This window comes from Bradyrhizobium sp. CB1015 (assembly GCF_025200925.1).
In the GTDB taxonomy this organism is placed as follows: Bacteria; Pseudomonadota; Alphaproteobacteria; order Rhizobiales; family Xanthobacteraceae; genus Bradyrhizobium.
Map to the genome: position 1 here is coordinate 5,648,071 of NZ_CP104174.1, position 15,093 is coordinate 5,663,163.

Genomic DNA, 15,093 nt, shown 5'->3' on the forward strand with positions numbered 1-15,093 from the left:
ATGACTATAATGCCGACCGTGACAACAGTCTCGGTGCAAAGCGAGCGAGACCGGCTGCGGTGCGATGGACATGATGCAGAAGCGGATGATTGGTCAGCGCCAGCCCCAACCACCACCCCAGCGCACCAACCGACAACGACAAAGCAAGCCCGAAAGGCGAAGAGAGCACACCCGCAGTCGTCAGCGCCGCACAACCTGCTACCCCGGTAGCCGTTGTGGCCGCGACAATACTGCTCTTCATCAACGCGAGAGCAACCTCCGCTAGTCGAAGGCGCAGATGCCGCCCGATGAAGTAGATCGCGACCGCCGCCTGAAACGGCAATGTTAGAAGTGTGGATGCGGCGACAGCTTGCACACCGAAGAAGGATGCGCCCAACACCACAAGAACGGATGGCGGGACCGAGATCATTGAGGAGATCAATGCATCTCGCACACTTCCAACAGCTACAAGCATCGGATAGCTCAAGCACGCGGCGAATAGTGCCATGCTTGCGATACAAAGCAGACGCACGAGCGGCACGATCTCAAGCCAGGACTGGCCGAGCCAGATCGAAATGATCGGTTCCGCCATTAGCGCAATGAATATCATGAATGGCCATTGCACGGCCGAAAGCAGCCCAATCGAGTTCAGGTAAATGGTCTTGAGGTCTTCCCCGGCCTTTCGCCTTTCGACAATTGCCGGCATGATGACTGGATCCAACACTCGCGAGACAAGCTTGTCAAACATCTGCGTCAGGTTGATTGCGCGGCTGTACAGACCCAACGACATGAAATCGAGAATCTTCCCGAGAAACAGCTGGGGCGCGAGATTGTAGAACACGTTAATGACGCTCACGCCGCTCGAATAGAGGCCAAAGCTGACGACCTCTCGATATCCGCTGAGCGAGGGACGCAGGAGTGCGCCAACACCCTGCTGCCTGGCAAGCAGCATCGCTGTAAGGATGATGCTCCCCGCTACGCCGCCCCAGATCGGCGCCATATAGCTAAATCCCGCCATCGCAAGGCCGATCGAAACCACGACTCCGCCCGCGCTGGACGCGAGATTGTAAGTAGCGAGCGCGCCGAATTTCAGTTCTCTGCGCAACAGCGCGGATATCGTCCCGGAGAACGGCGCCAGCAGAAAGTTCAATGAGGTAACCTCAAGACCTCTCTTCAGCTCGTGCTCCGCGTACCAATGCGATAGAGGGCCGCCGAGGGCGAACAGAAGGCCCGCAATTCCCAACGAGATCCCCAACGTGACGGTGAATGCCGAACGAACGTCTTCAGACGATAATTCATCTTTCTGAATAAGATAGTTCGCGCCGCCGAATTCCTGAAAAGATGCCGTAAGAACGGCAGCGATGGCATTTACTACAGCAAAGACCCCGAACTCTGCCGGTGACAAGAGGCGGGAAAGAACTGCCGTCGCAAAAAAAATCAGGATCACGCCGCCATAGCGATCGGCCGCCGAAAGCAAGATCGACCGTTGCACCGAAGTCATTGCGGCTCGCTCGCAAACTTGTTCCGAGTTTTGATGCCCGAGCGTCTTGGCCGCCAGCTATCGGTCCGGCCGCTCTCGCTCCTAGCTCGATCTGATGAGTGTATTCTGATTCTGTCGCCCATGTTGTACGTCAGCTCAGCCAGCCAGCTCTTTCTCTGGACGGGCCAAGCGAACCGGATTGCCTTGCTTGGCAATGGAGCGGGAAGCTGCCTCCAAGATTTGCACGACCTGTAATCCAGTAGTCCCGCTGCTTAGAGGACTGTCACCGCTGCGGATACATTCGACGAAGTGCTTTGCCTCAACGCTGAGCGCCTCGTTTGCTCCGAGATGGGGGGCCCACATGTCTCCGGCTCGGTATCCGATCCGAAGCTGGTGCGCCGCCTGGGGGGAGTGGTTGACCGAAATGCCCTTATCATAGACTTTTATCTTTTCGGTCGGCTCAAGATCATCGTACACAATCATCTTGCGACTACCGCCGATGAAGGTCTGCCTGACCTTGATTGGAGAAAGCCAGTTGACATTGATCTGAGCGATACAACTGTTGTCGAAGAACAGCGTCACGTGCGCCATGTTTTCCGGTGTTCCACGGACGTGCGTCGCTCCGGTTGCAGAAACGGCAATCGGCGCCTCTTTCAAAATGTACTGGATGATCGATATGTCATGCACGGCCAGATCCCAGATAACATTGACATCCTGCTGAAATAGCCCGAGGCTTGCACGATTCCCATTGTAGTAGAGAATGTCGCCCAACTCGTCTTCGCGAATCAGCTGACGAATCTTCTGTACGGCCGACGTATAGATGAACGTGTGGTCGACCATAAGAGTCAGATTACGGAGCTGGGCTTCATCGATTAGCCGACGGACTTGATCCGCACTCTGCGCCAACGGCTTTTCGACCAAAACGTGCTTCCCCGCTTTGAGCGCTGCCATCGCAATTTCAAAGTGACTATGTACAGGCGTTGCGATTGCCACCGCGTCGACTTTCGTACTCTCGATGACATCGTGGATCCTGGTCGTAGTTGTAGTACGAGGGTACAAGCGCGCACATGATGCGAGTCTAGCAGGGTCCAGGTCGCAGACCGCCACAAGCTCGCAGCCTTCCGTGTTCACAAAATTGCGCACGAGATTGGGACCCCAATAACCGTACCCTATAACCGCGACTCTGATTCGCCCGCTCAACATCTTTCATGTCCCTATCAGTGATCTCAGCGCATTGACTGCCTGAGGGATAAAGAAGTGCACCCTCCGCATTTAATAGTAAATAGTATTTATACATTAATATCACAAAAATAATTAAATCCACACTTATAATGAGTTCAGGAAGCTTCGATGGTTTCTATAGCCACGCAACTGCAGACGCATACGCCTAGGCCGCGGGCCCTTGCTGGCTCAGCTAAGCTGCCCCGCAGTCTTGGAACCTTCCCCAGACACGGCGTTTACGGCGGCGTCTGTCCAGCCATTTACCCAGCGCCAGCGATTTTCCCAGACCCGATACCATTCACGCGCACTCGCGCGACAATTCCTCCTCCGCAACAGCGGAGCCGCCGCTGCATAGCCAAGCCATCGCGTTAACGGCATGAGCAAATACAATCTCCTCCCGATCACGCGGGAAAGGGGCGACCAGTGGCGGTCCATCAGGGTCACGCGGCCAGCCAGCAGGTGAATTCGGAGCTCGCTTTTCTGGGGATATGAAGCTCCACCGTGATGTATGATGGTTGCTGCTGGAGTTATCTTAGGCCGCGCACCAAGTTTTCGCGCCCGAACGCACAGATCAGCCTCCTCCGCATACATGAAGAACACCGGATCAAACCCTCCGAGATCCTGCCAGAGTGGGCGGTCAATCAGAAAAAAGCAGCCCGATACGATGTCGACCGATCGGACCGAATCCCGCTTCCAGCCTGGATAACCTTCCGGGTTGAATAGCACGCTGCGCTTGAACAGGTTTAAACCGACGGCCCAGCAGAACACGCTCCATAAGGTCGCGAACTTCCAGCATGATGCCGGATTTAGAGATCCATCGGCAAAGACGGTGCGTCCTCCCCATATCCGACATTCGGGAGTCGAATCGGCAAATTCGTTGAGACGATCGATCGCGCGATCCAAGACCACAGTATCCGGATTAATGAGCAACAGCCGACGTCCCTGTGCACCTTTCGCTGCGATGTTGTTGGCCCTGCCGAAACCAACATCTCGTTCGGACGTGATCAGTTTGACGGCCGGGAAACGTTCCCTGATCGCTTCAGAAGATCCGTCAGTGGATCCGCTATCAAATACGATCAGCTCATATCGAACCCTGGTCGTTTGCTCTAAAATCGAACGGAGACATTCAATCGTCATCTCGCGTGTGTTGTGGGTTACGACGATGATACTAACGTCCATTGCAAGCCTCCGAAAACGATACAAACGTTCTCAACCGGGGTAGCTAGTCGGGTGAGGCATTATCCGTCCAACCCGGCAACAAAGGCCAAGGATTCCCTCGTTCAAGATAGCGTCACCTCCGGCCATTACGTTCTATTCTCAACACGAATATGTTCCGCGTCGATGAACGTCCGAATGGTGTCGATGAGATGAGATGATGCCTGCCCACCGAGCCGCTCGGCGTTTTCAGCGGAGCCGACTCGATCCAGCTTATCGACCAATTCTTTCTCATTGAGAGCAACGATGATCCGGCCTTGTTCGGCGAAACGCTTTGCGCTTGCGACTTGATGATCATTTCGATGCTCGCCCAGCTCCGCTCGGCGAGGCATGACAATGATCTGCTTCCCCAGCTCAAGAGCCGTGATGATCGACCCCATGCCCGCATGGGCGACCACAAGGCTTGCTGATTCCACGCATTTCCTGAATTCGCTGGGATCAATAAACCGTTCGACGCGAATGTGCCGGGCGTGATAGTTTGACGGACCCGTTTGGGCGAACACGTCCGTTCTTCCACGCAGGCGGGCCCATTCATCGATGGTCCGGATCAAGCGGTCGAATTGCCCCTGCGTTCCGACTGTCACGAAAATCATAGCACTGCGCCTTCGTAATGGGGGCCGTCGGGGCGCGCCAGGTGGGGCCACTGCGTCAGCCAAAGGTCGGCAGAACGACCAATCCTGAACCCGGACATCGAGAGATGTTCTACGTTGGCGATGCTATCGAGCCAGACGGTTCGCGCACCCATGATCCGTCCGAGTCGGAGCGCCAAATATCCCGGAGCGGCCCCCGTAGAAATGACGATATCAGGCCTCTCACTCCAAATGATCCGCGCGAGGCTTCGCGCGGTTCTTAAAAGCCTGATCTTGGTCCAACGGTTGGCATCATTCACCACGTGAAATTTGTGACCGGCCACTTGCGCGCGATAGGACTCGTGAACAGTCACGAAAACGACTTCGCACCCTTCAAAGGCGTCCTTGATGCGCAAGAGTTGCACCCAGTGCCCTCCTCCCGAGGAAACCGCCAACAGCTTTGGACGATGTCGAGCCGACACACTTGGGTGTTGCTGCAATATGAAGCCTCGAAACATGGGCTGCCTCCTTTACAGTCGTGAATCGGAAATCGCCGATTGCAGACGAGCAAAATGAGTTCGAACACTCATGCGGAGTTAGGCTAGAAAAAACTTCTCGGCAGTTATTAAATAGCATTAAACAATTTAACTGTCAAAAATGTATTTTATTTATTTAACACGGATCCAGTGGCTTTGAGGTAGGAGCCGCGAGAATCGGTCGTTTTCTCCGCGGCGACTTTGCGCACCGCGAGGCAAGGTCCGGTATTGCAGACTTTTCAGTACTCCCGGATGCTTTCGTCCAGGCCGCGAAGCAGGGGGTAGAGGAAATATGAAATCACCGTCCGCTGTCCGACCTTCATCTCGGCGGTAACCGCCATACCGGGCATCAACTGAACGCGTTCGGACGGCAGCCGAAGGTGCGTGTCCCGTAAATCGATCAGTACGCGGTAATAGGGAGCTGATGAACGGCGCGCACCTTCGGCTTTCGCGTCCGGCGAAAATGAGTCCCGGCTGATGACGCCGACCTCGCCAGTCGCGGTGCCGTACTTCTGGAATGGAAATGCCTCGAACTTGACTCGTACGGTCTGCCCCACGGCCACCTGCCCGATATCCCTGCCCTCAACATTGACCTCCGCGCGGAGCGCCTCGTCCCGAGGGACCAGCACAAACAAGGTTTCAGCCTCGCGGACCACCGAACCCACCGTCCGATTGGCAATTTCGAGGACCACCGCATCGGCGGGTGCGTTCAGGACGATCAAATGCCGCCGGAGCTCCGCCTTCTTGAACTCCTCGGCAGTGCCGTTGCGTTTGGCCAAGGTTTCAACAAGTTCCTGATAGGCAGTGCGGCGAAACTCGGCGGCGAACACCTTCTGGTCTGCACTGGCCTTGTCCAGCCGATGCATGTTGTCCGCGATGCTGCCGCGGACTCGCGCCAGGTTACTTTCAACCTCCAACCGCGCGTCCCGGGACAGCAGGAAGTTCAGTCTTGAACCGACCTCCTTGGCCATCAATGTATTGCGCATGGCTTCGATGGACTGCATGGTGTCCAGCCGCTGGGTCAGGACCAGCTCTTCGTTCTGAGCCGTCTTCAGATTGGCCTGCGCGGACGCAATCTGCGCATCGAAGTTCTGGATCTGGAGGTCGTAAGCGGCCTTCCTCTGCAGGAATACTCTTCTCTGCAGAGCCTGGTCGGCATTCGCGCTCTCATCGACGACGTAATCGGCGCCGTCCAACTCGGCTCGAAGCCGGTCGATGGAGGCATCGAAAGCCGTCAAGCGGCCGCGCAGCTGAGCAAGATCGGCCTCGGAGAATGTCGGATCGAGTATCGCTAGGACGTCACCGCGGTTGACGGAGTCGCCGGCCCTCACGCGGATTTCCCGAATGACCGACGTTTCCAACGGTTGCACGACCAGGTTTGGATGCATCGTGATCAGCTTACCTTGTGCCGTCACAATCATATCGACGTGCGACACACACGCAAAAATGATCGCGGCAACGATGAGTGCGGCAACACAATAGAGTGTGATCCGTCCCACACGCGGTGGGGTCATCTGCTCGATTTCGGCTGCGTCTGTCTGGAATTGCGCAACAACGCGAGACCCTGTTGTCGCAGGCCTCGAAATGCGGCGTCTCCCCCGCGAAACGGGCCGAGGCCGTGATCTGCCCGGGGCGCTCTCCACTCCGGTCTTGTCAGCCGCCGTCATGCGACCTGCCTCGTCTGCTGGTTCCAGAGATGTCGGTAGAAGGTGCACTTCGACAGCAGCGCGTCGTGACGATCCACATCGACGATCCGTCCACGGTCGATCACCAGGATTTGGCTTGCGTCCGAAAGCATCGAAAGCCGATGCGATACGATGATGACGGTTCGCCCCTCCGCAATGCGTCGCAGATTACGCCGAATGATCGCTTCGCTCTCGGAATCCAGTGCGCTGGTGGCTTCGTCGAGGATCAGGATACGCGGGTTCACCATCAATGCCCGCGCGATCGCAAGCCGCTGCCTTTGCCCGCCCGACAAGTTCGATGCTTGCTCCTCGAGCAGGGTATCGAATCCCCTGGGCAACCGCTCAATGAACTCGTCGGCGCCGGCAAGCTGAGCGGCCCGGACGACCTCCTCGAAAGTCGCGTCACGCCTCACGCAAGCGATATTTTCCCGGACCGTGCCGCGGAATAGGAAATTCTCCTGGAGCACGACCCCGAGATTTCGCCGCAGATGGGTGAGATCGATCTCGCGCGAATCGTGACCGTCGATCCGCACCAATCCCTGCTGCACCGGATACATTCCCGCGATAAGCCGTGTCAGCGTCGTCTTTCCCGAACCGCTCCGGCCGACAATTCCAAAGATCGAACCCGGCGAGATCGAGAACGACACATCGTCCAAGGTCGGCGCACCCTCGCCATAGCGGAACGTGACGTTTTCGAACTCGATCCGGCCGGCGAAGTCGGGCCGCAGGCCTTCGCGATGATCGTCCCGTTCCAACTCCTTGTTCATGACTTCACCGAGCATCTTAACGGCCAGCGCCACTTCCTGATACTCGTGCACCATGGTCACCATCTGTACCAGCGGCCCAGAAACCCGCCCCGCCAGCATGTTGAAGGCAACCAGTGCGCCGATCGTCATCTCGCCGGCGAAGACGTCGAGCGCACCCAAGGCCACGATGCCGAGCGTCATCATTTTCTCGAGGAAGGCGGTCAACGCCTGAGCGCCCGCCGAGATTTTTTCGACGCCAAACCGCATCGATACCGCCTGCGCGCAACGATCGTCCCATGTCCTGTTCTGGCTCGGCTCCATCGCCAGCGACTTCACCGTGCGCATGCCGTGCACGGTCTCGACGAGAAGCGCCTGGCGCCCGGCCTCGGCCTGATAAAGCTGGTAGAGCCGCCGCCGGAACGGTCCCATCAAAATGGCAATCACGCTCGCGCTGGTGGCGGTGAACGCCAGCACGACGCAGGTCAGCTTCATGCTGTATAGCGCAAGGATAGGCAGGAAGACCAATAGCGAAAGCGCGTCCAAGGCAGTCAGGAACAGTCGGCCGGTCAGGAACTCCCGGATTCGTCCGGCCTGCTGCATGTGCTTAACCAGGACGCCGGCCGAGATGCGCTCGAAGAACGTTACCGGAAGCCCCAAAAGATGCCGAAACGTCCTGGTCGCGACGCGGATGTCGATCTTGTTCGTGGCGTAGAGCAGCAGGTAGCGCCGCAAGAAGCTGAAGATTGCGTCGAAGCAGAGCGCAAGGATGGCGCCGGCCGAGAGCACGTAGAGCGTCGTAAGACTCTCGTGGACCAGAACCTTGTCGATGACGAGTTGAAAGAAAATCGGAAGCGCCAGCCCCAGCGCATACAGGAACACCGCAGCGATTGCGACGTCGGAAAACAATCGCCACTCGCGCAGCATTTCGGGCACGAACCACCGCAGCCCAAAGGACCTCTGGTTCTGCACTGGAGCGCTCTCGCGCTTGAACAGAACACCCTGCCCCAACCATCTGGCACAAAAGCGGTCCGCATCGACCACCAGATGCTCGCCGCTCCGCTCGGCCAGCGGATCGAAAACCGTTACAGCGTCGCGTTCCTGCCTCGCGTCGATGACCAAGACCCAGTTCCGGTTCGAGAGCTGAACCAGGACTGGGTAGGCGTCGCCGAGCCGGCATATCGCCTCCCAATCGAGCTGCACCGCGCTGGCGCGAAGGCCCGCATCATGCGCCATGCGCAGCAAGAGGTCGGTCGAGATGCCGGTCTCGTCGACAGCGTAGGCGTGCCGCAGGCGGTCGGGAGGCAGATCGACACCGTGATGGGTAGCAACCCTCGACAGGCATTCGAGCGCGGTTTGAGCAGCCCGACGCGGCTCCTCCTCCGAGATAGGCGCTGCCGGTTCACACCCGACAATTTCAACGGAAGTTGGTTGAAACATTTGGAGATCGTGAGTTGTCGGAAACTGGCGACGCCGGCTCGACTCGCGCGCTCGCCTGTGGCGCGGCCATCGGCGTCCTGGGCCGAGAGCGCTGGACGACGCCGGCGTCGACCAGACCCTGAAGCGCGTTCTGCATCACCTCCACGGAGTTTGCGAATGATTCCGCGGAGAAGATCAGCCTTTGGCAGAAGACTTTCTTGGGCGCGTTGCTGGCGTCGCGTTCCGTGGGCGAGAGACTGATCAGGTCCACCCGCACGATCGACCCGCCAATCGTAATCTCGTCCACCCCGTCGGTGTAAATCTCGGCATGCATTGCGGTTCTCCTATGCTGCGAGCTGCGGCCTGAAGAGGACGTCAACCGCATAGCTTGTCGCGTTGAAGGTGTTGGTCGGGAACAGGCTTCCAGATCCGTACGCATAGACCCCGTTCCCGCCGCTCGAAGAGGACGACGGGGCTGTCAACGGACCATTGGTCACTGAACTGGCGAACAGGTTGGGATCGGCCGAGTAATTGCCCGCAGTGTGGTAGGATGCGATATAGGTTGTCCCCGCCGCTATCGTCACCGGCGTACCGAAATTGACCTGCTGCCAGCCGCTTGCTGTCTCGTTCGTGAAGGTAGCAGTAGCTAGCAGCGTGCCCGTGCTGGTCCATAGATCGGCAACGTGTGTGCCCGTATTGTTCGGACCTTTGTAGAAGCGCAAGCCGATGATGTCGCCCGCGGTGGAAGCCTGGAACTTCATGCCAAGTTCCACCGAGTTCGGATCATTGGCCGAGACGATGCTCGGCGTGGGATTGGAGCTGAACAGGCTCACGGTGCTAGCCGAGGGCGCGTTGATAGTGACGCTTGCTGTTGCGCTGGCGGTACCACCCCGGCCATCAGAGATGGCGTAGTTGAATGAGGCCGGTCCGGTATAGCCGCTGGCCGGACTGAACGTCACCGTGTTGTTCTGAGCGTTGAAACTGGCGGTGCCGTTGACGGCGCCACTGACACCCGTAATCGTTAGAGCGTCCCCGTTGGGATCGGTATCGTTTGCTAGAAGTGATGCTCCGGGAATGCTGAGCGCCACGTCTTTGGTCGCATTGAAGCCGCTGTCGTTACTGGCGATCGGCGGCTGGTTGGTTCCGGAATTGCTGAAGACGACATCCACCCAGTAGTTGGTAGCGTTGAACGTGCTCGTCGGAAACAGATTCCCCGTTCCATAGGTGTAGACACCATTGTTGTTCGCGGAGGCCGTAAGCGGCCCATTCGCACGAGCAGTGGTGAAGTAGCTGGGCGTATCGGCATAGTGGCCGTTGCTATGGAAGCTCGCGATATAGGTGGTGCCGGCCGTGATCGAGACCGGGCTACTGAAAGTCACGGTTTGCCAACCGCTGCTGGTCTCGTTGGTGAAGGTGGCGGTCGCCAGAAGCGTGCCTGTGCTGCTCCACAGTGATCCGGTGTGGGTGCCGATGTCGTTCGCACTCTTGTAATACTTAATGCCGGTAATCGTGCCGGCGGCCGAGGACGTAAATCGTACCCCCAAATTAACCTGCGACGTGTCGGAGTCCGATAGCACCGAGGGCGTATCGGAGGTCGAGAATAGACTGACCGTGGAGGGAGCTGTGCTCACCGCGATATTGAACGTTTCGCTCGCGGAGAGGCTACCGAGATCGGTGGCGGTCGCCTTCACACTGACCGTGCCGACATCCGCAGACGTGGGTGTGCCGCTGAAGGTCCGGGTCGTCGCGTTGAATGTCAGCCATGTAGGAAGTGGCGAGCCATCGGCCTTGGTTGCGGCGTAGGCGAGCGAATCGCCGGAATCCACATCGGTGAAGGTGCCGGCGGGCAGCGTCAGCGAGAAAGCCGAGCCGACGGTTGCCGTCTGGTTGCCGGTCTGGACCGCCAGCACAGGTGCGTCATTGGCGCCATGAATCGTGATGGTGACCGTCGACGATGATGTCGCACCAGCAGTATCGCGCATCGTGTAGTTGAAGGCATCTGTCAGCGTATTGGTCGAGAGCCGCAATGCCTGCACGGCGGGATCCGTTTCATTGACCGTGTAGGTGAACGCACCCGAGGCGCTGAGGACCAAGCTGCCGTGTGCGCCATTGAGTGACGATCCGAGCGTGCCAGACGTCGAACCAAAGCTGACTGCGGTCACGGTCTTGGTGTCGCCGGAATCCGGATCGGTATCATTCGTCAGCACGTTCCCAGTCCCGGGCGAGCCACCCGTGCCATTGTTAGTCCCACCCTTCTCCGTGGCATCGGCGGTATCGGCGACGGCTGTCGGCGGCCTGTTGGCAGACGTGCTCACCGCGATATTGAACGTTTCGCTCGCGGAGAGGCTACCGAGATCGGTGGCGGTCGCCTTCACACTGACCGTGCCGACATCCGCAGACGTGGGTGTGCCGCTGAAGGTCCGGGTCGTCGCGTTGAATGTCAGCCATGTAGGAAGTGGCGAGCCATCGGCCTTGGTTGCGGCGTAGGCGAGCGAATCGCCGGAATCCACATCGGTGAAGGTGCCGGCGGGCAGCGTCAGCGAGAAAGCCGAGCCGACGGTTGCCGTCTGGTTGCCGGTCTGGACCGCCAGCACAGGTGCGTCATTGGCGCCATGAATCGTGATGGTGACCGTCGACGATGACGTCGCACCAGCAGTATCGCGCATCGTGTAGTTGAAGGCATCTGTCAGCGTATTGGTCGAGAGCCGCAATGCCTGCACGGCGGGATCCGTTTCATTGACCGTGTAGGTGAACGCACCCGAGGCGCTGAGGACCAAGCTGCCGTGTGCGCCATTGAGTGACGATCCGAGCGTGCCAGACGTCGAACCAAAGCTGACTGCGGTCACGGTCTTGGTGTCGCCGGAATCCGGATCGGTATCATTCGTCAGCACGTTCCCAGTCCCGGGCGAGCCACCCGTGCCATTGTTAGTCCCACCCTTCTCCGTGGCATCGGCGGTATCGGCGACGGCTGTCGGCGGCCTGTTGGTACCATTGCTGGGAACAAACACCACGTCAGCCCAGTAGTTCGAAGAAGCAAACGTACTCGTCGGGAAGATACCAGCCGTGCTGGTACCACCGTAGGAATAGACGCCGTTGCCGCCGGATGTGGCGGACGAAGGCGCCGTCAAATTCCCGCTCGTAATGGAATTGGCGAAGAAATTGTTCGTGGCGACATACGCACCATTGGTGTGATACGAGGCGATATAGGTTGTATTGGCGCTGATCGTGACCGGGGTAGCCAGATTGACCGTTTGCCAGCCGCTCGCCGTCGTGTTGGTGAAGCTCGCGCTGGCAAGCTTAGTTCCGGTCGCGGTCCAGAGGTCGACGAGATCGGCCCCTCCGTCGCTCGGACTGCGATAGAATTTCAGCGCGGTGATTTGACCGGCCGTGGCGGAGGTAAACTTCACGCCGACTTCAAGCGGCGTGCCATCGTTCAAACTGGTCTGCGCCGGTACGTTGGAAGCCGTGAAAAGGCTTCCTGTACTGCTCCCGCCTGTGACATTGACGCTGACCGTGGCAGGTGTCGCCTGCATATTGACACTGTCATCAGTCGCTCGCGCTTCGATGACTCGCGTACCAGAGCCCGAAGCAACCCACGTATAGCTCCAGTTTGTCGTGCCAGTCGCCGGGTGCCACGTCGTACCGCCATCGGTGGAAACTTCGATCCCGGCAACACGTCCGCCGGTGTCCGAGGCAGTGCCGGTAATCGTGACAGTCTGGCCCTGGCTGATGTTGGTCCCACCTGTCGGGGAGTTGATGACTGCTGTTGGCGCGGTATGGTCTGTGGACGCCTGGGCGCTCACAAGGCCCGCCTGCAACGTTTGTGGCATCACCCCCATGTCGGCGAGGAGATTCACCATCGATTGCTGCACGGCCGAGCTGACTGGGGCGGTAAGGCCCTTATACGGGACGTATTGATCTGACAATCCCCACGGATACATGACCGTGCCGGCACCGAAAACCAAGGCACCGCTCTCGGGATCACGGTAGAGCGTGAGATTGTGCGTGGCCGTCCCGGGGCCGGTGATCGAACCATTATCCAACAGCAACGAGTTGACATTTCTTGTCGTCGACGACATGTCGATCAATCCGGCTGGCCGGAAGCCGTTGTCCAGATCACTGTCCCACTCGTAGCCAAGCAGGCGCGTCAGCGTTCCACCGTTGCCACTAGCAATGCTGGTGTTACGCCAAAAGCGCAGCTGCGACATGCTTGCCGGAACGGTGATGTTATCGAGCGTACCGGTGTCGTCGACGGTAAAAATCGTACCCGAGAGAGAGTTTTCCGGAGTGCCCGGCCCATAAACTGGATCACGAAACAGGCCCGCTCCTCCGTTAGCGGTGCCATTCGGGTCGAGTTGCGCGCCGCTCCAAATGTCCTTGTACTCGACAATCGTTCGATTTGCCGTATGGCTCGCGTCGAAGCTCGCAGCAAGCTCGATGTCCCAATAGATTTCGTTGCCGCTCAAGAAGGCGAGGTCGACTCCCGCGTCGCGGGCAGCAGTGACATTGGCGAATTGCGATTGCGACCAATATTCGTCGTGGCCAGCGTCCATGTAGGCGCTGGCGTTCAGCAGCAATCCTGGATTGGTTGAGGCGTCGATGCCGGAAATGTAACTGACGTCGTAGCCGTTCCGCTCCAACCAATAGATCGCTGCGTATTCCTCGCCAAATAAGAAATCTGTCGGCTGAGCAAGGTTGGAGTTGACATTCATAGCGATTGGACGGTTGTAGCTGACAGCATACGCACGATCGCTATTGGTTCCGCTGGGACCTTGATAAAGATTATAGCCGCCCCACGGATTGTACGCCTCCCAAGTCGTGTCGCTGGTTTGGTACAAGATGCCCGTTGAAGTGCCGTCGTTCCGGACGATGAAGGGAATCATGTTCTGGAAGTTGCCGGTATCTGACGTCAGCTTTGCGAAGTAGACGCCCGACACGGCCGTGCTTGGGATCGTCCATGAATCCGTCACGGACCAATTGCCGGCGTCGACAGTCCTGGTTGCGGAATTGAAGATCGGGTTTGGCTGATTGACCGTTCCAGTGTGATGCATGCTGGTGATCAGGCGTGCACCATTGCCACCATAGTAACCCAGCCGGTAGATATCGAGCGTATAGCCGTTCACACTGGAATCGGTATCGATCTTGAAGGAAACAGTTTGTCCAGCATTGGTGCTGATCTGCGTCGTGAAGCCTTCAATCTGCGAGTCGCCCTCGTTGTTGATCGAACCGTGGATCGCCCACGTACTCTTCGGCGTACCCGGTAGTTGATTCTCCGTGACGATCTTGTTGCTCGCGTCGCTGAAGGTCGCCGTCGCAGTCTGGCCGTCGGAAGTGGCGGTGAGCTGCAATGTCGCACCTGTAGAGCGGCCGTCCGCTGGCACCTGCCATTGCGCGACAACCCTGCCATTTGCCATTCCGTCCAGATCGCCACTGCCGCCGTCCTTCACCGTGAACGGCGCATAAACATCAGCAATGCCGTTAGCGCCTGGTGCGCTCAACAGGTCCGCAATCCTGAATGTGACCGACGCTCCCGACCTGATGCCGGTTGCAGTGAACGTTGCCGTGCTGCCGGGCGCGTAGTCTCCGTTATCCGTAGCTACGGACATCGATCCTGTTCGGAGAGAATTGAAGGCCGAGGCGCCATGTGCGCCGACGGGCTGGACCATCTCGGCGGCATTGTCTCCGGGACGCCAGCCGGAAACGAAATTGTTCGAGTCCCAGCCGATATTCGAGCTCTGCGTCCTAAGATCGCCCGCCGTTTGGTCGGGGGAGGCAACTAACGGCACACCTTGCCATCGGAATGATGCCGTTCCGCCGAAAAAGCCCTTCCATGAAGCCAGCTTCGGGCTGGCCAAATCAGAATCCAGGAGCCTTCTCAATCCAGTACCCTGCGGTCCGATTCCGCCGCCGTAGAGACTGCCCTCCGATCGCCCTGGAAGAAGCCGCTGCGCGATTCGTACGCTCGCCAAAATGTCTGGACTGTTCCACATGGCCGACCCCTAAAATACAACTTTAAATAATTAAAATACGGATCAATTAAATCGTCAACTCACATTATCAAATTGTTCTCTTATTATAATGGAACCCCTCATTCAGCAAAGTATCTCTCTCGCGACCTCCCCGCATATCGGCCATCCAGGGTGCCATACACCCCATTCGAGGCGTCGCAGCGGCCAGGATTCGCATGCAGCGAGCATCAGCTTCCACACGGCTAAGAGCAGGCAATCAAGTTCCGCTGCCGCCAGA

Annotated in this window: 9 protein-coding genes; all 9 read right to left on the bottom strand. The window is 58.2% G+C overall.

Features of this window, described 5'->3' with window-relative positions; translation table 11 throughout:
- Window positions 1-4: 4 nt before the first annotated feature.
- The gene (locus N2604_RS26335; RefSeq protein WP_260371051.1) at window positions 5-1,480 is read right to left on the bottom strand and encodes a lipopolysaccharide biosynthesis protein; all 1,476 of its coding nucleotides are present in this window, start codon (window positions 1,478-1,480) and stop codon (window positions 5-7) included.
- Between the two features lie 135 nt (window positions 1,481-1,615).
- Complete coding sequence (locus tag N2604_RS26340; protein WP_260371052.1) at window positions 1,616-2,662, bottom strand: Gfo/Idh/MocA family protein; 1,047 nt, start codon at window positions 2,660-2,662, stop codon at window positions 1,616-1,618.
- A 207-nt stretch (window positions 2,663-2,869) separates the two neighbouring features.
- Window positions 2,870-3,859 carry a glycosyltransferase family 2 protein gene (locus N2604_RS26345; RefSeq protein WP_260371053.1) on the bottom strand — a complete coding sequence of 330 codons (990 nt, stop codon included), beginning with the start codon at window positions 3,857-3,859 and terminating at the stop codon, window positions 2,870-2,872.
- A gap of 125 nt (window positions 3,860-3,984) precedes the next feature.
- Window positions 3,985-4,488, bottom strand: a complete 504-nt coding sequence (locus N2604_RS26350) for a glycosyltransferase (protein ID WP_260371054.1) — start codon at window positions 4,486-4,488, stop codon at window positions 3,985-3,987.
- Entirely contained in the window at window positions 4,485-4,982 is a 498-nt protein-coding gene (locus tag N2604_RS26355; protein ID WP_409241648.1) for a UDP-N-acetylglucosamine--LPS N-acetylglucosamine transferase, read from the bottom strand. Before N2604_RS26355 ends, N2604_RS26350 begins: the two co-directional genes overlap by 4 nt.
- A gap of 257 nt (window positions 4,983-5,239) precedes the next feature.
- Window positions 5,240-6,667 carry an HlyD family type I secretion periplasmic adaptor subunit gene (locus N2604_RS26360; RefSeq protein WP_409241649.1) on the bottom strand — a complete coding sequence of 476 codons (1,428 nt, stop codon included), beginning with the start codon at window positions 6,665-6,667 and terminating at the stop codon, window positions 5,240-5,242.
- On the bottom strand, window positions 6,664-8,868 hold the full coding sequence (locus N2604_RS26365) for a peptidase domain-containing ABC transporter (protein WP_260371057.1): 2,205 nt from the start codon (window positions 8,866-8,868) through the stop codon (window positions 6,664-6,666). Before N2604_RS26365 ends, N2604_RS26360 begins: the two co-directional genes overlap by 4 nt.
- Window positions 8,846-9,181, bottom strand: coding sequence for a hypothetical protein (locus tag N2604_RS26370; protein WP_260371058.1), 336 nt, complete (start codon window positions 9,179-9,181; stop codon window positions 8,846-8,848). Before N2604_RS26370 ends, N2604_RS26365 begins: the two co-directional genes overlap by 23 nt.
- Before the next feature lie 10 nt (window positions 9,182-9,191).
- Window positions 9,192-14,837 (bottom strand): DUF4082 domain-containing protein, encoded by a 5,646-nt coding sequence (locus N2604_RS26375; protein WP_260371059.1) that lies wholly within the window; start codon window positions 14,835-14,837, stop codon window positions 9,192-9,194.
- Window positions 14,838-15,093 lie beyond the last annotated feature (256 nt).

What these genes read in the sequence shown, in the direction of transcription:
- N2604_RS26335 (WP_260371051.1), bottom strand. Translation starts at nt 1,480, where the DNA reads ATGACTTCGGTGCAACGGTCGATCTTGCTTTCGGCGGCCGATCGCTAT.
- N2604_RS26340 (WP_260371052.1), bottom strand. Translation starts at nt 2,662, where the DNA reads ATGTTGAGCGGGCGAATCAGAGTCGCGGTTATAGGGTACGGTTATTGG.
- N2604_RS26345 (WP_260371053.1), bottom strand. Translation starts at nt 3,859, where the DNA reads ATGGACGTTAGTATCATCGTCGTAACCCACAACACACGCGAGATGACG.
- N2604_RS26350 (WP_260371054.1), bottom strand. Translation starts at nt 4,488, where the DNA reads ATGATTTTCGTGACAGTCGGAACGCAGGGGCAATTCGACCGCTTGATC.
- N2604_RS26355 (WP_409241648.1), bottom strand. Translation starts at nt 4,982, where the DNA reads ATGTTTCGAGGCTTCATATTGCAGCAACACCCAAGTGTGTCGGCTCGA.
- N2604_RS26360 (WP_409241649.1), bottom strand. Translation starts at nt 6,667, where the DNA reads ATGACGGCGGCTGACAAGACCGGAGTGGAGAGCGCCCCGGGCAGATCA.
- N2604_RS26365 (WP_260371057.1), bottom strand. Translation starts at nt 8,868, where the DNA reads ATGTTTCAACCAACTTCCGTTGAAATTGTCGGGTGTGAACCGGCAGCG.
- N2604_RS26370 (WP_260371058.1), bottom strand. Translation starts at nt 9,181, where the DNA reads ATGCATGCCGAGATTTACACCGACGGGGTGGACGAGATTACGATTGGC.
- N2604_RS26375 (WP_260371059.1), bottom strand. Translation starts at nt 14,837, where the DNA reads ATGTGGAACAGTCCAGACATTTTGGCGAGCGTACGAATCGCGCAGCGG.